At 67.1% G+C, this 19282-nt stretch carries 21 protein-coding genes and 3 pseudogenes; 5 read left to right on the top strand and 19 right to left on the bottom strand.

Annotated features, from left to right (window positions below; genetic code table 11):
* Positions 1-115: 115 nt before the first annotated feature.
* From E1286_RS13545 to E1286_RS13510, 8 genes are all read right to left on the bottom strand, one after another.
* Positions 116-754, bottom strand: a complete 639-nt coding sequence (locus E1286_RS13545; RefSeq protein ID WP_187368157.1) for a hypothetical protein — start codon at positions 752-754, stop codon at positions 116-118.
* Positions 751-942: a helix-turn-helix transcriptional regulator gene (locus E1286_RS13540; RefSeq protein WP_132612273.1), complete on the bottom strand. Its 192-nt coding sequence runs from the start codon at positions 940-942 to the stop codon at positions 751-753. The genes E1286_RS13545 and E1286_RS13540 overlap by 4 nt, the downstream gene beginning before the upstream one ends.
* A complete protein-coding gene (locus E1286_RS13535) occupies positions 939-2558 on the bottom strand; it encodes a replication initiator (protein ID WP_132612271.1) in 1620 nt (539 codons plus the stop codon). Before E1286_RS13535 ends, E1286_RS13540 begins: the two co-directional genes overlap by 4 nt.
* Positions 2555-2758 (bottom strand): hypothetical protein, encoded by a 204-nt coding sequence (locus tag E1286_RS13530; protein ID WP_132612269.1) that lies wholly within the window; start codon positions 2756-2758, stop codon positions 2555-2557. Before E1286_RS13530 ends, E1286_RS13535 begins: the two co-directional genes overlap by 4 nt.
* The gene (locus E1286_RS13525; RefSeq protein WP_132612267.1) at positions 2755-4182 is read right to left on the bottom strand and encodes an FtsK/SpoIIIE domain-containing protein; all 1428 of its coding nucleotides are present in this window, start codon (positions 4180-4182) and stop codon (positions 2755-2757) included. The genes E1286_RS13530 and E1286_RS13525 overlap by 4 nt, the downstream gene beginning before the upstream one ends.
* 84 nt (positions 4183-4266) lie before the next feature.
* Positions 4267-4581, bottom strand: coding sequence for a hypothetical protein (locus tag E1286_RS13520; RefSeq protein WP_132612265.1), 315 nt, complete (start codon positions 4579-4581; stop codon positions 4267-4269).
* On the bottom strand, positions 4578-4844 hold the full coding sequence (locus tag E1286_RS13515) for a hypothetical protein (RefSeq protein ID WP_132612263.1): 267 nt from the start codon (positions 4842-4844) through the stop codon (positions 4578-4580). Before E1286_RS13515 ends, E1286_RS13520 begins: the two co-directional genes overlap by 4 nt.
* On the bottom strand, positions 4845-5270 hold the full coding sequence (locus tag E1286_RS13510; RefSeq protein WP_132612261.1) for a plasmid replication, integration and excision activator: 426 nt from the start codon (positions 5268-5270) through the stop codon (positions 4845-4847).
* Between the two features lie 168 nt (positions 5271-5438).
* Between E1286_RS13510 and E1286_RS13505 the strand changes: the two genes are divergently transcribed.
* Positions 5439-5858: a hypothetical protein gene (locus E1286_RS13505; protein ID WP_132612259.1), complete on the top strand. Its 420-nt coding sequence runs from the start codon at positions 5439-5441 to the stop codon at positions 5856-5858.
* Between the two features lie 12 nt (positions 5859-5870).
* On the opposite strand, the gene E1286_RS13500 is transcribed toward E1286_RS13505, so the two are convergent.
* The 3 genes and pseudogenes from E1286_RS13500 to E1286_RS49200 form a co-directional block, all read right to left on the bottom strand.
* Positions 5871-6587, bottom strand: a complete 717-nt coding sequence (locus tag E1286_RS13500; RefSeq protein WP_223189921.1) for a GntR family transcriptional regulator — start codon at positions 6585-6587, stop codon at positions 5871-5873.
* A gap of 1170 nt (positions 6588-7757) precedes the next feature.
* A complete protein-coding gene (locus E1286_RS13495; RefSeq protein ID WP_223189919.1) occupies positions 7758-9833 on the bottom strand; it encodes a serine/threonine-protein kinase in 2076 nt (691 codons plus the stop codon).
* 679 nt (positions 9834-10512) lie between these two features.
* Positions 10513-10662, bottom strand: a pseudogene (locus E1286_RS49200) (IS982 family transposase); the annotation flags it as partial.
* A gap of 218 nt (positions 10663-10880) precedes the next feature.
* Here E1286_RS49200 and E1286_RS13480 point away from each other — a divergent pair.
* Together E1286_RS13480 and E1286_RS13475 are read left to right on the top strand one after the other, a co-directional pair.
* A complete protein-coding gene (locus E1286_RS13480; protein WP_246074826.1) occupies positions 10881-11363 on the top strand; it encodes a helix-turn-helix domain-containing protein in 483 nt (160 codons plus the stop codon).
* A 46-nt stretch (positions 11364-11409) separates the two neighbouring features.
* Positions 11410-11886, top strand: a complete 477-nt coding sequence (locus E1286_RS13475; RefSeq protein ID WP_165969718.1) for a transposase — start codon at positions 11410-11412, stop codon at positions 11884-11886.
* Positions 11887-12156: 270 nt separating this feature from the next.
* Here the strand turns inward: E1286_RS13475 and E1286_RS13470 are convergent, their stop codons facing one another.
* Complete coding sequence (locus E1286_RS13470; protein WP_223189915.1) at positions 12157-12687, bottom strand: winged helix-turn-helix transcriptional regulator; 531 nt, start codon at positions 12685-12687, stop codon at positions 12157-12159.
* 61 nt (positions 12688-12748) lie between these two features.
* On the opposite strand from E1286_RS13470, the pseudogene E1286_RS13465 reads away from it, so the two are divergent.
* Both E1286_RS13465 and E1286_RS52020 read left to right on the top strand, forming a co-directional pair.
* Positions 12749-13738: pseudogene (locus tag E1286_RS13465) on the top strand (amidase family protein); the annotation flags it as partial.
* Positions 13739-13845: 107 nt separating this feature from the next.
* Positions 13846-14103, top strand: a pseudogene (locus tag E1286_RS52020) (hypothetical protein); the annotation flags it as partial.
* Between the two features lie 613 nt (positions 14104-14716).
* On the opposite strand, the gene E1286_RS13460 reads toward E1286_RS52020, so the two are convergent.
* The 7 genes from E1286_RS13460 to E1286_RS13435 all read right to left on the bottom strand — a co-directional run bounded on the left by E1286_RS13460 (position 14717) and on the right by E1286_RS13435 (position 19255).
* On the bottom strand, positions 14717-15256 hold the full coding sequence (locus E1286_RS13460) for a GNAT family N-acetyltransferase (protein WP_223189911.1): 540 nt from the start codon (positions 15254-15256) through the stop codon (positions 14717-14719).
* 135 nt (positions 15257-15391) lie between these two features.
* Positions 15392-15580, bottom strand: coding sequence for a hypothetical protein (locus tag E1286_RS13455; protein WP_132612251.1), 189 nt, complete (start codon positions 15578-15580; stop codon positions 15392-15394).
* Complete coding sequence (locus tag E1286_RS13450; RefSeq protein ID WP_281282672.1) at positions 15577-16521, bottom strand: SDR family NAD(P)-dependent oxidoreductase; 945 nt, start codon at positions 16519-16521, stop codon at positions 15577-15579. The genes E1286_RS13455 and E1286_RS13450 overlap by 4 nt, the downstream gene beginning before the upstream one ends.
* 308 nt (positions 16522-16829) lie before the next feature.
* Positions 16830-18053: an MFS transporter gene (locus E1286_RS13445; RefSeq protein ID WP_223189905.1), complete on the bottom strand. Its 1224-nt coding sequence runs from the start codon at positions 18051-18053 to the stop codon at positions 16830-16832.
* Positions 18054-18169: 116 nt separating this feature from the next.
* On the bottom strand, positions 18170-18292 hold the full coding sequence (locus tag E1286_RS51255; RefSeq protein ID WP_281282670.1) for a hypothetical protein: 123 nt from the start codon (positions 18290-18292) through the stop codon (positions 18170-18172).
* The gene (locus E1286_RS13440) at positions 18289-18630 is read right to left on the bottom strand and encodes a winged helix-turn-helix transcriptional regulator (RefSeq protein WP_246074824.1); all 342 of its coding nucleotides are present in this window, start codon (positions 18628-18630) and stop codon (positions 18289-18291) included. Before E1286_RS13440 ends, E1286_RS51255 begins: the two co-directional genes overlap by 4 nt.
* A 34-nt stretch (positions 18631-18664) precedes the next feature.
* The gene (locus E1286_RS13435; protein ID WP_132612247.1) at positions 18665-19255 is read right to left on the bottom strand and encodes an SDR family oxidoreductase; all 591 of its coding nucleotides are present in this window, start codon (positions 19253-19255) and stop codon (positions 18665-18667) included.
* Positions 19256-19282: the final 27 nt, after the last annotated feature.

Raw genomic sequence — 19282 nt, 5'->3', positions numbered from 1 at the left:
CCAGTCGTCGATCGTCACGTACAGTGCGGTGAGAAGGGTGTTGAGGTCTTTCGTCACACATTGATCCTCGACACCCTTCGTGGTTCCCGCACTCCACACCGCAGGGACTTAGGACTTACTCGTCTAGCTCCACCGCGTATTCCAGCAGAGCATGGAAGACGGCACGCTTACGGGCGATCGTCGTGGAAGCCGCCGCCTTGCCGTCGAGGCACAGTGTCAGTGCGTGGAGGGCGAGCCGTACTGTCTTGGCCTCCTCCAGGCTTGCCAGGTCGAGGGAGGCCGCCTTCAGCCAGGCCACGGCAGAGGCGTACTGCTGTGGGACGTCCGGCCGCTTGTCCTCCGGCAGGAGGAGGCATTTGCGGAGGACCGTCCGAAGCTCGCGAGCGTCCGGGCGCCCTACGCGGTCCTTGGTCAGTGCGGGTAGGACCGTTGCGAGCGCGTCGGACATGCTGTCTCGGCTCTTGGCCGCCGCGTGTGGCCACTTCATCTCTATGAACGCCTGCGCGAACTCCAGGACGCTTCGAGCATCCTTGGCCTTGAGCATGGACGTTGGCAGCCCGGACTCTACGTCGAACGCCTCACCGCGTTTGGCCGCCTGCCGCAGGTCGGACAGGAAGCTGTCGGCCAGGGCCTTGGTTCGGTAGGTCTTCGAGGAGCGCTTACGGGCGACCGACCAGCGGACGACGTACGAAGGTGTCTTGCTGGACTTATTACGGCTGATTTCGAAGAACTTCACGTCGTACGAGGTCGTCATGCGGCGCTCCGGAGGGATTCGAGCCAGGCGTTGAGATCGCTGCGGTAGATGCGGAGTTCGCCGTTGGGCAGGCGGATGCCCTCGGGCGCCTTGCCGATCTCGCGCCAGCGGTAGAAGGTGCGGCGGGAGACTCCGCCGAGTTCGTCGAGGACTTGGGCCACGGTAAGTAGCTCGTCTCGCTTGGTCATGCGGCCCTCCCCGTGTCCTCGGTTGCCGAAAGATCTTGTCCCGCTGCTCTGGCTTCCAGCTCTCTGAGTTGGGCTCGCCAGCGTTGGCGTTCGTGGACCGACCGGAGGAGCCGGACGGCGAGAGGCGGCACGTTGGCATCTCCCGCCGGGACCGGTCGCCAGATGTAGCGGTGTGGGTCGGTGGGTTCGTCGGCCTGGCCGAGGGCTTCCAGGACCCAGGTACGGCGGTCCTGCTTGTGTTCGGCCAGTGTCTTGTTCGACCACTTGCGAGACACCAGGACGCGACGGCCCGCGTAGCCCAGGTGTTCGGGCTTGTGCGCCTTGGAGCGGCACCGGCCCGGAACCATGCCCGCCTTGGCACCCTTGGGCTGCACGCCGTAGCGCAGCCAGTTGGAGCACGTCGGTGAGCAGGGCTCGTAGCGCAGGGCATCGAGCATGCGGGAGGCGTGCTCCCGCTGTGCCTGGCCGCCGTCGAGGGTGTCGCCGATGGACTTGGTCAGATACTTGGACAGGTACCGGATGCACTGATCGGCGTCCGGGGTGCCGGCGAGAACACCCTGCACGTCCACCTGTTCGCCGAAGCGGATGACGTGGAGGGGTTCGGCGTCCTCGTCGGTGTCGAGCTGGTCGAGGGCTTCGTCCCAGGTAGGCAGGACCTCTCCGGTTGCCGGGTCGAGGTAGCCGGCCTCCTCGTCCCAGACGGGCAGGTGGTCACCGTCGAAGCGCACTTCGTCTGCTTGTGGCCACCACACATGGTGGTAGGTGGCGGCGGCGATCTGCTTGATCTCCGCGCGCGGCAGGGTGCCGCGGATGGCCATGTGCAGGTGCGGGGAGAGTCGCTTCTGCGGTTCGACGGCGGCGAAGTACTGCACGTCATAGCTCGCGACCCGGCGTAGGTTCTGCACGAACCTGTCCACGAGTTTGGAGAAGTGCAGCGCGTCCCGCGCGGCGCGCCGATAGTCGTAGGTGTCGGGATCGATCGGGACGCCGTCACGGACCTTGCCGTAGCTGGGCAGGGTGAGTGTGACGAACAGCGACGGCCGGTAGGTCTTGCCATCCGGCGCTTGGAAGGTGCGTCCAAGGGTGGTGTGGGTCATCTTGCGCTTGGGCAGGTCGGGTGCGTCCTGCCGACGCCGGGTCGATCGGGTCCGCTTGGGAGCCGTCCTGCCGAGCACGCTGCCTCGCATCCCGGCAGCGTTGATCTCCTCGTCCAAGCCCGCGAGGACGGCGTCCAGGTCGGTCGTGTCGTCGCCAGCCTGTTCGGCCGCATCGCGCTTGGCCTGCATGTCGGCGCGGAACTCGACCAGCCAGCGCTGTTCCTCGTTCGGCTCGTCCGGCGTGACGGCCGGTTCCTGTTCCAGGTGCCAGCCCTCGCGGCATTGGGCCATGCGGAGTTGCCGGTTGCGCTTGGCGCATGGCGGGCACTTGCTGTCGAGGACTGCCCCGCACGGTACGTCGATGATCTCGGACTTGCCCGTGACGATGTCGAGCCGCCGCAGTGGGACGGGCCGGATGCAGACGCCGTGGAGCTTTGCGACCTCTTGCAGTACGTCCCGGGCCATCGGCATGGCTTGGCGGACGGCTCGGGGTAGAGCACGGTCGTGCGGATGGGTCATACGGTCCTCCCTTCGTCGGTGGTCTCGGACAGTCGCGCGCAGAGCCGGTAGTGCTCGTGAGAGGGATGGGCGTGGATGCGCGGGTGGTAGAGCTCGAAGACCCGCATGCGGGGCAGGTCACGGGCGGTCAGCAGGACCATCAGCGGACGCCCCGCAACGAGACTGATCTCGTCGGCGGTGCCGTGGAAGCAGATCTTCATGCGGCCTCCCCATAGGAGGCGTAGGCGTCGACCATGGCGCGGATGTGGTGATCGGAGACGTAGGCGGCCCGCACCCGGACCGGTTCAGGGCTGGCTTCCAGCCGGACGTAGCCGACGCCCGCGCCGATCTCCGGAACCGGTGAGATGTGGTCAGCGAGGGCGCCCCGGTCGCGTGCGCCGTCGCCGAGGACCATGTCCACCTGTTCCGACTCATCGAGCCGGAGGGCGATCTTGTCGGGGAACAGGTTGCGGATGTTCATGACCTCTTTGCGCGGGTCCTGGAGCGCGGCCAGGACGCCGACGCCGACCGCGCGGCCTTGCGTGGTGAGCGTGGCCAGCGCCGAGGAGATCCGCTGTCTGAGCCCCCGGTCGGATTGGTAGGCGGTCAGGAACGCCACCTCATCGACCACGACCAGGACGAACGGGTCCTCCACCGTGGGGGTGTGGGAGCGCTGGAGTCCGGCGAAGCGGGCCGCCCTCTTCTGCATGACGCTGACGGCCTCGTCCAGCAGGTCGGCGCACTCTTCCGGCGTGGCCGCGTACCGGGCGCCGAACAGGTCACGCCCGTAGGACAGCTCCATCAGCTTCGGATCCAGCGCCCACAACTCGACCAGGCCAGCTCTGGCGGCGGGCAGGAGCGAGCGGATGACGGACCAGATGATCGACCCTTTGCCGGCCCCGGTTGCCCCCGCGACGAGCACATGCGTGCCGTGCACCTTGAGCCGCCACGGCCGCCCATCTTCACCTTTGCCGATCTCGACCGGCCCCACGGTCGGCTCCTCCGGTATGGCGAGTGCGGGCAGAGGTTCGGAGAGCGGATCGCTGCGCGGGAAGGTCAGCGTCAGCCGACCGGCCTGAGACAGCGCCACCCGGCACGAGGTTGCGCCGAAGCCCTGGGCCAGGTGGTCGGTGCGGTCGGACCAGTCCTTGACCGCCTGGCCTTTGAGCATGCGCACGGTCACCAGGTCGGCCCATGAGGTGCAGGTGACCTTGCTGATCGTGGGCAGGTAGTCGCGGCCCCGGAGGTGACGCCCGAGTCCGGAGACGATCATGACGGGTTGCCAGTGACGGCGGTAGATCCAGACGAGCCGCCACCAGGCCAGCAGCCGGTAGCCGATGAGACAGGCGAACGATGGGTGGTCGATGAACGCCCACGAGGCCAGGGCCAGGACGACCGTGCCGAGAAGGGACGCAGCAGCGGGCCAGCCGTAGACGTACCAGCCAGCGCCGAGAGCTACCGGGACGGCGGATGCGATCGGGTGGCGCCAGACGATACGCACCAGCCCGGCGAACATGCGACAGACCAGGACGATGATGGTGATGATGGCGGGAGTCTTGACCACGGCCGGGCGGAAGACGACGGCCGTGTCGGGCGTGGTGGAGACGAGGTTACGGGCCTCGTCGCCAGGCAGCCGCTTGAACATAAGCTGGGAACCTCTCGTGATGTGGAGTCAGGGGAGAACCGAGGGGCCGCCGGAAGTTGCCGCTTCCAGCGGCCCCGCCTCATGTCAGGCCGCCGGTTCGCTGGCGTCCTGGGCCGGCTGTTCGGCGTGCAGCTGCTCGCACTCGGCCAGGTAGCGAGCGGCAGCGGTGAAAATCTCCCGGGCGACGGCCAGATCGGCATCGGTGACCGGCCCGGCGCCGGTGGTGGAGACGTGCACGTTCGCCTCGTAAGAGCAGAGCTCCAAGTACGGCCGCGGGCTGCTGAGCAGAAGCCCGGCACGGACCTTGAGGCCAGAGGTGTGGAAGGAGACGCCAACATGCGGCGTGGACTCCGGCCGCAGGGACACGGTGACGTAGGTGTAGGGCGTGTGCTCCCTCACGCAGCCACCCCCTTGCCGTCAGGCAGCCCGTAGAAGCTGCGCTCCAGCGAGCGGGCGAAGCGGTAAGCCTCACGGGCGAGCTGCCGCGCGAACTCCAGGTCATCGGCCGTCACGGGTCCGCTGGTGGTGACCAGGACGGAGGTGGCCCCGAAGTCGAGCGCCAAGACGGGCTCACGGCGGGCGAACGGGTGGTTGAGGGTGCGGGCGGCGTGCCCGGTGGTCAGCCGGATCACGCTGTTGCGCGGGGTACGGCGACGGGTCATTTAGGCGGCGTCCTTTCCGGTCGAAGCCTTGCTCTGGGCGGGTTGGTTGGCGTGGCGGGGTGCGTGCATCTCGCGGACCTTGATCGAGTACGCGAGACGTCCGGCGGCGTTGACGTACGGCGTGATCGTGATGCCGTCGAACTCGACCGGCGTGAACGGAAGACCCGGCATCGGCTGCGGCGGCACCGGCTGGACCGGGGCCAGGATCTTGACCGCCACCGTCTTCTGCGCGGGCTTGAGGGTCGGGTCACCGTCCATGACCGCGACCTGCCAGACCAGTTCTGCGGTCTGCTTGTCGCGGGCCTGCACGAACCGGCCGCCGGCGGAGGCGTCGAAGTCCTTGACGGGCTCGACCTCGCCGACGATGTAGCAGCCGTGCGGGAAGACCATGGCGAAGGTGACGGGGATGGGGCCTTGCAGAGCCATGACGGCTCTCCTCTCTTGGATGACAGACACTTGACCTATCAAGTGATGCTTTGAGATTAGATCGCTCAAACTTGCTAGGTCAAGTGGCCTGGTAAAGGTGACGTCGGCGTCGCCGAACCGATAGACAGTCACCGCGAAGGTGCGATGGGGAGTCTCCGGGAGGAACTTGTGAGGATCTTGGTGGGTTGCTTAGCCACTGCGGTGATTGTCCCGCTGGTCGGGCTTTTCTTGCTGATCGCGATCCCGATGTGGCGGGACGATGCCCGTTTCGATGACTTTCAAGAGCGAGTGCTGGCCTATCCACTGCCACCACAGACTCGCATCAAGGGCGACATCGACGCCACCTTCGGCAAGAACACCAGCGGCAACGGAGACTACTGCGCGTACAGCGTCCAAATGGTGCTTCAGACCGCGTTGTCGCAGAAGGAAATCCGCGTCTATTACAGCAAGGCCGCCATCGCGGGCGTCGACGGCAGAGATGAAGCATGGGTCTCTCTGGACTTCAGTGAAGACAGTGACAACAGTGGAGCCGTCACAGTGGAGTTCACGGACCTCACTCCCAGCGACTGGAACGTGAGCTGCTCATAGACGTCCACGTGATCACGTAACAGGGTAGGCGTCTTCCAACTCATGACGATCGGCTGGAAGCAGCACCTCCACCACCACCAGAGGCCGGCCCGAGGCGTCGCGGACAGCCCCGAACACAGCCAAGAGCGGGACGCTCTTCGGCATGCCGAGCTGCTTGGCCTCGCCTGCGGTGGGCATGCGCGCGGTGATCTGCTCCACGATGTGATCGAAGCGCACGCCCTTGCGCGCCTGCAGATGCTCACGGATGCCCTGCGGCAGCGGCTCACCGCTGGTCAGATCCGTGCCTTCCGATAGCTCCAAGGGCAGCCAGAGCGACACCAGCTCGGTTGGTTCGCCGTCACGGGTCACCAGGCGCCGGCGCAGGAACGCTCTGCTCTTGGGCTGCGCGTCCAGCAGCGTGGCCACACGGTTGGGCAGCGCGACCGTGCCCGCCTCCACCAGTTCGCCGGGGGAGCCGGTCTCGGGATTGGTCAGGTACGCCTGTCCACGTCGGTTGGACTCCACTGCGGCCATCGCGGGACGACCGCGCACGAACCGGCCCTTGCCCTGCTGGGACTCGATCCAGCCCTGTTCGCGCAGCACCCGCAGCGCGGCGACCACGGTCGGCCGCGAGACGCCGAACTCCGCGATGAGCTGGTGTTCACTGGGGAGGAGAGAGCCCGGTTGGTAGGTTCCCGACTCGATACGCCGTTGAAGGGCCTGCACAAGCTGCGCATACTTCGGCGGCACGGACTCTAGCGACATTTTGACCGTCCAACACCCGACAGGTTGTTTTACCAAGTTTGAGCGTAACTGGGCCCAGCCCGTACGTCCACACATTCCACAGGGACGCAGGAAGAAGGCCCGGCAGGCAGCCGAGGGAGGGAAAGGGGGCGCCCCTCTCATGGGCATGAACTTGACCGCCTGCCAGGCGATGAGGCGCGACGGGGTGGGGAAGGACCTGCCCCGTACCCCTCCGCACGGGGCTTATCGCCGCCCCGCCGCGCCCGCATGCTACTTGGCGATGTACTCCGCCAAGACGTCCGCTGCACCCTCCACGTCGTCGACCGAGTGCCGCCTACCGTCGGCTCAGCCTACGCAAGTTCGAACCTTGCACCTGCCACACGAGCCAGAAGAGGCCCGTCACCAGCGAAAACGCGGTGACGGGCCTCTCTCGTTGTGTCCGGCCGTCCACGGCTGACACCGGCGAGCTACGGTTGATCGTTCCCAATGCGTTCCCATTCGATCAAGCTGTGTGGGATCGGCGCGCGAACGAACGCGTCATTGGTTTCTAGACCACGGTCGCTTCCGACATGGTTGGCCCGCGTGGTGTCGGACGGCTCACCCCCACAGGCGTGGGGAGGAGGCTTGCTGAGCTGGGTAAATCCCAGTGACCTGCGTAAACGTAGGTGTCGGTGTTTGTCGTTGTATAGGCGAGGGGTCGAACGGCGGGCACTCGGATCAATGGGTGGGTTCCCAGATGCGGCGCATGGCGTCGTGTTGCTGACCGTAGATGCGCTTCGCGTAGACCTGCAAGAGGGCGTCAACGCTGTGTCCGGCCCTGGGGTGCGGGGACGCCGGCGTTGAGCCATGTGGAGACGCAGGCGTGTCGGAGGGAGTAGGGGACGTCCATGAGCGGGGACCTGGCCTGGGCGGATGTGAAGATCTTCATTCTGGCTTCGTGGAAGATCTTGAGGTAGATCACCGCACTGGTTGACCGGGTTGATGAGGTTGTCAGAGCCCCGGCCTCTGTGCGGCTTGCGGCTCATTGGCGTAAGCGATGTGTGGGTTGCCGTCGGTCAAGGCTTCACACCAGGCCGATCCCATCGAGGGCGTGGGCGTCCACAAAATCCTGCTGGGTCCAGCCCCGCCCTGCCTCTGATTGCGGAGGGCACTACCAAGCGCTTTCTAAGAATGGAACTACATTCTTCTCGCGTACAGCTTTTTGTCGATGCTGCCGACATAGACGGCCCCGTTGGCGACCGCCGGCGACGAGACCACCCCGTCGCCGGTGGTGAACGACCAGCGCTGCCGTCCAGTGACGGTATCCACTGCATAAAGCTTGCTGTCGTTGCTCCCGAAGTAGACCACCCCGTTGGCGACCACCGGGGACGAGTTCACATAGTCGCCGGTGTTGAAGGACCAACGTTTCCGGCCGGTGGCGGCGTCCAGCGCATACAGCTTCTTGTCGTAGCTGCCGAAGTAGACCACCCCGTCGGCGATCGCCGGGGACGAGATGACTTCGCCGCCGGTGGTGAACGACCAGCGCTGCTGGCCATGGTCGGCGTCCAGCGCATACAGCTTGTTGTCGTCGCTGCCGACATAGACCATCCCGTCGGCGATCGCCGGGGACGAATTTACCCCGCCGCCGGTGTTGAAGGACCAGTGTTTCCGGCCTGTGGCGGTATCCACTGCATAAAGCTTGTTGTCGTTGCTCCCGAAGTAGACCACCCCGTTGGCGACCACCGGGGACGAGTACACATAGTCGCCGGTGTTGAAGGACCAGCGTTTCCGGCCGGTGACGGCGTCCAGCGCATACAGCTCGTTGTCGTAGCTGCCGAAGTAGACCACCCCGTCGGCGATCGCCGGGGACGAGCGCACTCGGCCGTCGGTGGTAAAGGACCAGCGTTTCCGGCCTGTGGCGGTATCTACCGCATACAGTTTCATGCTCCGGTCGTCGCCAACGTAGACCGCTCCCTCGGCGACCGTCGGGGACGAGCCGATTTCGCCGCCGGTAGTGAACGACCAGCGCTGCTGGCCTGTGACGGCGTCCAGCGCATACAGCTTGTTGTCGTCGCTGCCGACATAGACGACCCCGTTGGCGACCGTCGGCGACGAGGTCACTGGATCGCCAGTGGTGAAGGACCAGAGCTGTCGGTCGGCAACCGCCGTGGAGGAGTCCACCCGGTCGCCGGTGATGAAGAACCAGGGCTGTCGTCCGTTGCCAAGGAACTGCCAGCCGGTGAGACCGGCGATGGCGGTTCCAATGGTTGCAAGGGCAATCAGGGCCCGCCTGCGGGACGTACCTGCGGGTGTGCTGGGCGTCGGCAGAATGCCCGCTGGGGTAGGCGCGATCGGCGTCGGAGTCATCCATGGCGGGGCGATCTGCGTGCGTGCGATCTCTGCCACGGGTTCGGGGAGCCAGGTGGTTTGTGTGAATATCTCGGCGACGGTCCGCCCGTCGGCCACACTCGGGGTTAACTCCTCCAGTAAGGCTGCCACGGTGGGGCGTTGTTCAGGCTGTTTGGCCAGGCACGGGGCCACCACTGCACGAAGCCTGGGCGAAAGCGCCGTCAGGTCTGGTTCCTGGTTCACGGTGCGATACCACAGGCCCTGCCAGGATCCAGTCCCAAACGGTCCAGTCCCAGTTGCGGTGAACACCAGCACCGCGGCCAGGCAGAACACATCACTGGCGGCCCCCACGGGCGCACCTGTCAGTTGCTCCGGGGATATGAACCCGGGCGTGCCCACGGCCATGCCGGTCTGGGTCAGTCTGCTGGCTTCCGTGGCCACGGAGATGCCGAAATCTATCAACCGGGGTCCGTCGGCGGCCAGCAGCACATTCGATGGTTTGAGATCCCGGTGCACCACCCCGGCCGCATGGATCGACTCCAGCGCCTCGGCCAAACCCACCCCCAGCGCCAGTACCGACGCTTCCGGCCACGGCCCATACTCGCGTACCGCGTCACCTAATGACATGCCCGGCACATAAGCGGTCGCCATCCACGGCGGCGAGCCGTCCGGGTCGGCATCGACCACCGCCGCCGTGAAGAAACCGCTCACGGTACGAGCCAGGGCTATCTCACGGCCGAAGCGGCGCCGGAAATCCTGGTCGTCGGCCAGATCCGGCCGGATCACCTTCACCGCCACCGCCCGGCCGCTTCTGGATCGGCCCAGATAGACCCGGCCCATCCCCCCCGTGCCCAGCCGTGCCTGAATCCGGTAGGGGCCTACCTGCTGCGGGTCTCCTGCTTGCAATGTCTCGAAATACGGCACGCGACGCTCCTCGGCATCCGCCCCCGACCAGCCGGTCAAAACCGATCAGCAGGTTATTCTGATAAAAGAAGCATTTCTCCTGGAACCGTATAACGAACTGGACACTGTCGATCCCCCGACAGCGTGGAGACGGTCCTATGTCGTGTTGCGCGGCCCAACAGACCCGATGCCGCCGTTCATTTGGACGACAAGAGGACGTCGACGCTGTGTCCGGCCCATTCGGCGACCTGGGGTGCGGGGACGCCGGCGTTGAGCCATGTGGAGACGCAGGCGTGACGCAGTGAGTACAGAACGTCCATGAGAGGGCTTCGGCTTACGCGTGGACGATCACCCGGAGCCGAGGCCCTGCCGGGGGCATTACCATCCGCGCGTTGTGGACTGCTCGCTCGAAAAGCGCACCACATGGCACGCCGTGCACGTCACGGTATTGGGCCTCGCGTCAGCGGAATGGATGCTGATGCTCTCGGACGTGGAGCGACATCCCTTCGCCATGGAGACGATGTCATGTCCGCTGCCATCTGGGTGCTCAAGGGCATCCTGGCCCTGATCCTCCTCCCCGCTCCCTTCCTGATATGGAGAGCCGTCGCTGCGAAGGAGGAGCACAGTCGGAAGGCCGCTATGAGAGCGCTGGTATTGGTGTTCAACACGGTCGTCAAGGTGTTGGAACTCGTTCTTGACACGGCCACCCGAGCAGCGACTGAGCGACCGCGACGCACACCAACTCGGAGTCGGCCAGCACCGGGGGCCGGCCGGTCCATCGCGGTCCCTTCAGCTCGTCGTCGATCTTCACGTACAGTGCGGTCAAGAGGGTGTTCAGGTCTTGCGTCACAACATGATCTTGAACGCCCTCTACTTATGCCTGATCACCGGCCCAGGACATAGGACTTACTCGTCTAGAGAGCGTTGAAGGCGGGGGTTACGTTACGTAAGTAACCCCTGATCGCAGAGTGACCGACGTCATCTCCCGGAGCTATACCGGGCAGGGTGAGATATGCAGATGGCGGTGGACTCACCGCGCAGGCACGCGCCCGCCGCGAACAGGTGAGGATGCAGGCAGCCGACCTCTTTGCTCAAGGGGCGACGGACGCCGAGGTGGCAGCCGAGTTCCGGATCAGCCGGATGTCGGCCAACCGCTGGCGGCGGACCTGGCAGGCCGGCGGCCGCCAGGCGCTCATGTCGAAAGGTCCGGGCGGCGAGGTGTGCAAGCTGAGCGGCGCTCAGCTCGAAGACCTGCAAAACGCGCTGGACCAGGGGCCGGCGGCGTATGGCTGGGATGAGGATCAGCGCTGGACCCTGGCCCGGATCGCCGAGCTGATCCGTGAGCGGTTCGGCGTTTCCTACACGGTGTCGGGGGTGTGTTATCTGCTGCACGGGCTGGGCTGGAGCGGGCAGGCCCCGACGCGGCGGGCCGTCGAGCGGGATGAGGAGGCGATCGCCGCATGGCGGGATGAGGACTGGCTGGAGGGAAAAGCACAGCGGCGCGCCTGGACGCCTGGCTCTGTTTCGAGGATGAGGCCGGTCAAGGCCTGAGATCACCCCGCGGCCGCAGTTGGGGCGGCGCGGCATCACCCCGATCGTGACGGTGTCCGGTAGCGGGTCGGGCACGGTGATGATCGCTGGGCTGGTGGCCACCAACCCAGGCCGTATGCCGCGCCTGATCTACAGGATCCGGCTGCGGCGGGGCCGCAAAGGGGAGCGCAAGTCGTTCTCCGAAGCCGACTACGCGGCGCTGTTCGACGCGGCGCACCAGCAGCTCGGCGGGCCCCTCGTGGTCATCTGGGACAACTTGAACACCCACGTCAGCGCCGCGATGCGGGAGCTGGTCGAGCGGCGGGCCTGGCTGACGGTCATCCAGTTACCGGCGTATGCGCCGGAGCTGAACCCGGTCGAGGGGGTGTGGGCTCATCTGAAGCGATCGCTGGTGAACTTGGCGAAGAAGACTCTCAACGAGCTCGCTCGTCTGGTCAAGACGAGACTGAAGCGAATGCAGTACCGTCCCGCGTTGATCAGCGGCTTCATCGCCAAGACCGGCCTCGACCTCGAGCCGCCATAACGTCAGCCTTTGAACCTCTCTAGTGGGGACTCCATGCTGCCTGTAGTGGCATCGCAACAAGGGCCGGCTTCATCATCGACACCCCGAACGAGACCAGTGTTCCCTGCACTGGCGACGCACCCCCGCCGATGTACCTCGGCGCCCCCTGCCGCAGTGGCGCGCTTATCGGAGCGGTTGCGAATCTTGGTGGGTGAGGTGGCTCGCCATGGCTCCCGGGAGCAGACGCGTTCCATGCATCTGCAGTCAAATAGATCTGATCTTGGCAGGCGGTCAGGGGGTCGTGTCGGACGGGCCTTCCAGGGGCTGCGGGATCGTCCGGCGGGGTGGTGTCCAGGCGTCGTTGGGGACTATGGCGAGGTCGTCGAGGTCAAGGTCCTTGCCGGACTCGCCGCGGGGCCGGATCGTGACGGGGCCGCCACTCTCACGGTCGACGACACGCAAGGGTCCTCCGTTGGGCTGCAGGTACGCGTCGCCCCATTGCATGAGGGCGAGTACGGCGGGCAGGAGGTCACGGCCCATCCGGGTGAGCACGTACTCGTGGCGGGTGCGCTTGCCGGGTTCGCGGTAGGGCCGCCTGTCAAGGATCCCGGCGGCCACGAACTGCTTGAGCCGGGCGGCGGCCACCGCCTCGGTGATCCCGACCCGTTCGACGAAGTCGTCGAAGCGTGTGGTGCCGTAGCAGGCCTCGCGGAGCAAGAGTATCGCCGACCTGCTGCCGATCACGTCCATGGCCTTGCCGATCGAGCAGTTGTCGCCTATCTGCCATTTCGACCGGTCGGCGAGGGGTCCCAGGAAAGTCATGGCCATACTCCCGACCCTACCCTGACTCCGCCGGGCCATAGTCAGATGCTACGGTCTGGCTATGCAATCTCATAGCCAGGCGGAGAAGGCGGACCTCACCTACGCGACCGCGACCGAGCTGACCGCTGCGATGGGTGCCCGGGAGGTCTCGTCCGCCGAGCTGACCGAAGCCGCGATCTCCCGGATCGAACGCTTCGACCAGGACATCAACGCCGTCTGCGTGCCGGACTTCGATCGGGCACTGACGGCCGCGCGCGCCGCCGATGCCGCGCGGGCGAAGGGCGACGTACGGCCGCTGCTCGGCGTCCCGATTACGGTCAAGGAGTCGTTCAACGTCGCCGGGCTGACCACGACCTGGGGCATCCCGGCGTTCAAGGACGCGAAGGCGACCGAGGACGCCGTCGCCGTCGCCCGGCTCAAGACGGCCGGCGCGGTGGTGCTGGGCAAGACCAACGTCCCGTCCGGACTTGGCGACCTGCAGACGTACAACGACCTCTACGGCGTCACTTGCAATCCGTGGAACCTGGCCCGTACGGCGGGGGGTTCGTCCGGCGGCTCGGCCGCCGCGCTCGCGGCCGGGCACGGCGCGCTGTCGATCGGCTCCGACATCGCGGGCTCCCTGCGCGCGCCCGCCCACTACTGCGGCGTGTACGCGCACAAACCGTTACAAGGCCTCCTCCCGACCCGCGGCCACACGACAGCGGGGACACCTCCCCTGGCCTACGAGCGCGACCTCGTGACGATCGGGCCGATGGCGCGCGGCGCCCGCGACCTGTCACTCATGCTCGACCTGCTGGCCGACCCCGACGAGACCGCGATCGGCATCGCCCACGCGCTCGCCCTGCCGCCAGCCCGGCACGACGACCTGGCGGCCTTCCGCGTGCTCGTCGTGGACACCCATCCGCTGATCCCGACGGCGTCGAGCGTGCGCGCCGCGATCAGCGACCTCGCCGACCGGCTGTCCGCGGTCGGCGCGAAGGTTGCCCGCGAGAGCAAGTCGCTGCCTGACCAGGTGGAAGCGGCCCGGCTCTACATGCGCCTGCTGCTCGCGTCCTGGGGGCCGGCTATCCGCAGGAGGTCTACGAGCGCCTCCGGCTCGACGCCGGGCGGCTCGACGCCGGCGACCGGAGCCTGGCCGCTGAGCGTACCCGCGGTTCGGTGCTCAGCCACCGCGACTGGATCGCGGCGGACAGCGCGCGTGTACGGAACCGCCAGGGCTGGCGAGAGCTGTTCACCGACTTCGACATCGTGCTGTGCCCGGCCATGCCGACCCCGGCATTCCCGCACGACCGGAGTCCGGACCTCTGGGCCCGCCGGATCACGATCGATGGGACGGACCACGACTACGCCGACCAGCTCGTATGGGCGGGAATCGCGTCGGCGCCGGGTCTTCCGGCGACCGTGGCACCGATCGGGCGATCGACGGACGGCCTGCCGATTGGCGCGCAGCTGATCGGCCCGATGTTCGAGGACCGCACCCCGATCCGGTTCGCCGAGCTCCTGGAACGGGAGTTCGGCGGCTTCAGCCCGCCGCCGCTCGCCCGCTTGCTGTATTGACCACGAGCGTTGGGATTTGATCAAATACGGGGCGGAGCAGATTGAGGGCTGCTTGCCCGAGCGTGACCAGGCGAGCGCAGCGGTGCTCTGAAGCGGCTGCAGGCAGAGCTGCGCAAGATCGGCCGCCGCGACTATTTCCCGCCCGCCGAGCACGAGGCCGCGCAGCGCGCCGTGAAGTCCTGCGGCTCGACGGCCTGACACCAGCCGAGGTCGCCTTGATACTGCCGGCAAGCCTGGATGCGGTCGCCGCCGTCGCGGAACGGTGGGTGCGCGCTCGGTGCGCTGTCGGCGCAGCGACGGCTGCTACGAGGCATTGAACAGCCGATCAGCCGGCTGAACAGTTCCGGGCCGGGGCCCGGACCGCGCGCCGCGCCGACCTACCGAGAACGTGCGGCCGCGGTCGACTCAGACGCTGCTCCTGTAGCGGCCCTTCGGGTCGCCAAGGACGTGAACGCACCAGGGCGTTCAGAGCTCACCTCAGGCCCTTGTTGTAGACCACGAAGTCGCACGGTGTCGCCAGGAGGGGCGCCAGATGAGGATAGGACTCGTCGATGGCCCCGGTGCGGACCTTCCGGTAGCCGATGCGGCTGTACCAGGTGGCCAAGAACTCCTTCGACGGGTGGGACCACTCTCGCGGGAAGAGGACCTCAAGCTGCATCACAGCGAGCCCGTAGTTCTTGCATCCCTGCTCCGCGAAATGGACGAGTTCCCGTCCGATCCCGATGCCGCGGTGATCAGGGTCGGCGGCGAGCATCCCGAACTCGCCGGTCATGTCGTCGAGATGCTGCACCCGGACGCAGGCGACGAGCCGCCCCTCCAACCGGGCCACCGCGATCTCGCCAGCGAGGGTCAGCCGGCAGATCTCATCCGCTGACGTTCGTTCGGCGCCCGCCCGCCACAACCCCTGTTCGGCGCCCGCGTACACCCGGTTGACAAGAATGGCGACGTCGGCCATAAGGGCGGTATCGGCGCTCGCATCCACGGGCAGCCGGATGATGTTCAGATCCTTCACGGGTCATAGTCCTTCCTGCTAGGTGGAGGGCCATCGCGATGTCTTCTCGGTATCCCGCACCCACCGCGCCCTCGATGGAGATCAGGGCTTTCGCGCCGTCGCCCTTGATGGCCGTGCCCGGAGCCGTGACATGGCCTACTTCCCGAAGGCGCACAGGTCGCGCGGGGGAGCCGGGTAGCCGGCGAGGACAGGGTTGATGTCGCCGTCCTGGCGCTCGATCCGCTCGATCGCCGCCTCGGTGAGCTCGACCGCGGAGACGGTACCGGCGTCCATCGCCGCGATCAGCCCGGCCGCTGTGGAGTAGGCGTGGTCGGATGTGCTCACGATGTCCTTTCCTTGGGCGCGAGGTCAGCGTGAGACCGAGGCGCCGGAGAGATCGCTGCGTCGCGGAAGGTCGTGGACGCGTACTCCCAGAGGCGGTCCGCGGCGGCGGGATCGACGGCCCACTCGGCCACCATGTCCACCATCGCCTCGGGGCCGCCCGCCGCCATGAGATGGGGGCCGCCCTCGACGACCGGGGCCTCCTGGTTGTTCTCGAAGTAGCGTCCGGTCACGCCTTCGAGGAGCGGTGACGCGGCGAGCAGGACGCTGGTGGCAGCCCCCTCCTCAGGCGTCTTGTAGTGATCCGGAATGGTCGCGTTCCCGTCCGAGTCCATCGCGCCGAGTGCCTGTAGGGTGGCCGTATCCAGATGACGCAGCAGGTTCGTCAGAATCTGCCCCGGAGCGCAGGCGTTGGCGTGGATGCCGTCCTGCGCCCATCGGCGGCTGATCCCGACGGCGAGCAGCACGTCGGCGGTCTTCGACTGTGCGTAGGCGATCCTGGAGTCGTATGGCTTCCGCTCGAACTGCGGGTCCTCGAAGTCGACCCCCGCCAGCAGGTGCGCACCGGAACCGACCATGACCACGCGCGCCCCCTCCGCCGACCGAAGGGCCGTCCGCAGGCCCGTCACCAGCGCGAAGTGGCCGAGGTAGTTGGTGGCGAGCTGCATCTCCCAGCCCTGTGCGTTGACCTGGCGCTCGGGCAGCATCATCACGCCCGCGTTGGCGACGACGGCGTCCACCGGTCCGTCCCAGGCGGCGCAGAAGGCCCGCACCGAGTTCAGGTCGGCGAGGTCGACCGCGGCGACGTCGATGTTCGGGGACTCCTCCACGAGCGGCTTGGCGATGGTGGGGTTACGGGTGGCGATCGTGACGCGTGCGCCGGCGCCGGCGAGGGCGCGGACCGTTGCGGTTCCCACCCCCGACGCTCCTCCCGTGACGATCATGCGGCGCCCGGTCAGGTCCACCCCAGCCAGAACCTCCGCCGCAGTAGTACGCGCAGCGAAGGGAGTAGAGATAAGCGTCATTGCGGTGTCCGTTCCTTTATGACGGTGATGCACCATGCATTGATGTGAAAGGCTGATCTGATCGCCGGGTCCGGGCTGCTTTCCGTGATGTGCCATGGGCGATCCGGATGGGATGCCGGTCCGAAGCGGCGACGAGTGACGGGCCTGTTGGACGTGAAGATGAGCCCAGTCGGGTCCATTCGGTTCGCGGACGAAGTCCCCTCCGTCGGCCCAAGCTGAGCCCTTGCTCAGGCACGGTGTCTCATGCGGGTCTGGGCGACGAGGCTGATGAGCGCGAGCAGGACGGTCAGGGCCGTGTAGCAGACGACGGCCGGGACCTCGCCGAGTGGGCCGACGAGTTGGCCCTCGATGACGATGGGCACGCCGAAGGCGACGTAGGAGACGACGTAGATCCCGGCGACGACACCCGCCCGCTGGTGCGCCGCCGCGAGCGGGAAGACGAGGCGCAGGGCCGCGGAGAACGACGCCCCGAACCCGACCCCGGCGACGGCCTGCCCGATGATCATGAGGGTCAGGCTTCCGGCGAACACACCGCCGATGATGCCGACGGCCCCGACGATGGACGCGTAGATGCCGATGGTCATCGCCCGCCGCGGGTCGATGCGGGCGAAAGACAGCCCGACGACGGTCGAGACCGCGGGCGCGATGAACCCGGTCAGGCCGTTGAGCAGGCCGCTGTCCAGGTGGAAGACGCTGCGGACCATGTTCGGGGCCAATCCTCCGGACAGGCCGGCGAGCATCCAGACCGCGGCGACCACGGGTGCCGCGGCGGCGAACTCGTTCCTGGCGGCGCGCGGGATCGCCACGCGCGGGACCATCGAGCGGAGCGCGCCGGGGGTGCGGGTCATGGTCTCGGGGGACAGGACGACGGCGACGGTTCCGAGAACGGTCAGGACGATGAGGGCGGTGAAGGTGATGAGGTTCGCCATGGGCGTGAGCTGGATCGCGAGGCCGGCCAGCAAGGATCCGGCGGCCAGACCGCCGGTCAGGCCGGCGCTGCCGAGGATCGTGCCGAGCCTCTTCCTGCCCGCAGGGGCGAGTTCCACGAGCGCCGCGGTGAAGGCGGCTGTCGCGGCGCCGCTGGCGACGCCCTGCACGATCCGGCCGGCGATCACCCATCCGATGTCCGAGGCGAGGAGGAACAGGACGTTCGATACGAGCTGGACGATGAGGGCTCCGACCAGGACCGGGCTCCGGCCGATGTGGTCGGAGAGCGAGCCCAGCGTCAGGACGGCGGCGAGGAAGCCGATCGCGTACACGGCGAACGCCAGGGTGAGGAGCGACGGCGGGAAGTTCCACTGCTGTTTGTAGAGCACCAGCAGCGGCGTCAGCGCGCCTGCCGCGAGGTAGAGACTGGTGAACGCGAGCGCCGCGCCCGTCAGGGCGAGTCCGGCGGGGAGAGTGCGTCGGCGGGGGGTCGCGTGCTTCCCGGCGGTTACTTGAGATGACAAAACGGGTCCCTGAAGAGACCACGCGCGCATGGGCGCGGTGGCCTGAGAAATTGACGGTGGCCGGGATGGACCGGCCCGGATGAACGGGCCTAGGTTGGACCAGGCCGGGTGGACGGTCAGCCGCTCCGCGGGCCGGCCCAGTCGCCGTGCGCCACGATGGCGAGGTCTTCGAGCTCGACGTCCTTGCCGGACGCGGTGCGCGCGCCGATCACGACGGGCTCGCCGGTGCCCTGTTTCACGAGGCGCAGTGGCCCGCCGTCCTCGCCCTGCAGGTGCTTGTTGCCCACTGCATGAGCGCGAACACGGCAGAGAACAGGTCCCCGCCCTTCTCCGTCAGGAGGTATTCGTAGCGGGTCTGCTTGCCCGGCTCCCGGTAGGGCTGCTTGGTGAACAGGCCGATGTCGGTCAGGTCCTTGAGCCGCGCCGCGACGATCGCGTCGCCGACCTTCGTCCGCCGGACGAAGTCGTCGAACCGGATCGTGCCGTAGAAGGCCTCACGCAGGATCAGCATCGACGACCGCGTGCTGATGACCTCCGTCGACTTGCCGATCGAGCAGTTGTCCAGCCGCCAGTACACCTTCGCATGAGAGCGGCATGACGTCCCCCGACTCCTACGCGGGCTGATCGGTGATGACGACGACGCCTGACGGCGCGTCGAGCAGCTCTACAGTACGGTCGGCGGCGCGGTCGATCTGGACGCGAGGCTCCGCGGGGATCCGCTGTTCGTTGTAGGTGCCGGGCCCGTAGAACTGTCCGTAGCTGAGCACGACGCCGCCCTCGGCGAGAACGGAACGTTCCAGCTCGACGACGGCCTCGGCGTCGGGGCCGTCCGGCAACTGCCAGGCGACGGTCTGGGCGAGGATCTTCGGCGATCCGCTCTGCCGGGCCGCTTCGATCAGGTTCTGGTTGCCCTCGGTACGGATGCGTGCGTTCAGCTCCACGTGCTCACCGATCTTCTCCACCTCGTCGGGCAGATCGGTCAGTTCATTCAGGATGATGTCCGGGTTGAAGTCGCGGACCGCCTTGATCAACGCGTTGCGGTCGAAGACGTCGCACAGGATCGGTTCGGCGCCGAGCCGGGCCAGCAGCTCCGTCTTGCCGGGCGAGCGGGTCATGCCGCCGACCACGTGCCCTTTTTCGACCAGGCGGGGTATCAGCCGCTGCCCGATCACGCCGGACGCGCCGGCTAGAAATATCCTCACGTATCTCTCCTAGCTTCATGATTTAGT

Origin of the sequence: Nonomuraea terrae (assembly GCF_004348995.1) — a bacterium.
Classification (GTDB): domain Bacteria; phylum Actinomycetota; class Actinomycetes; order Streptosporangiales; family Streptosporangiaceae; genus Nonomuraea; species Nonomuraea terrae.
This window is presented reverse-complemented; position numbering and strand designations above follow the sequence as displayed.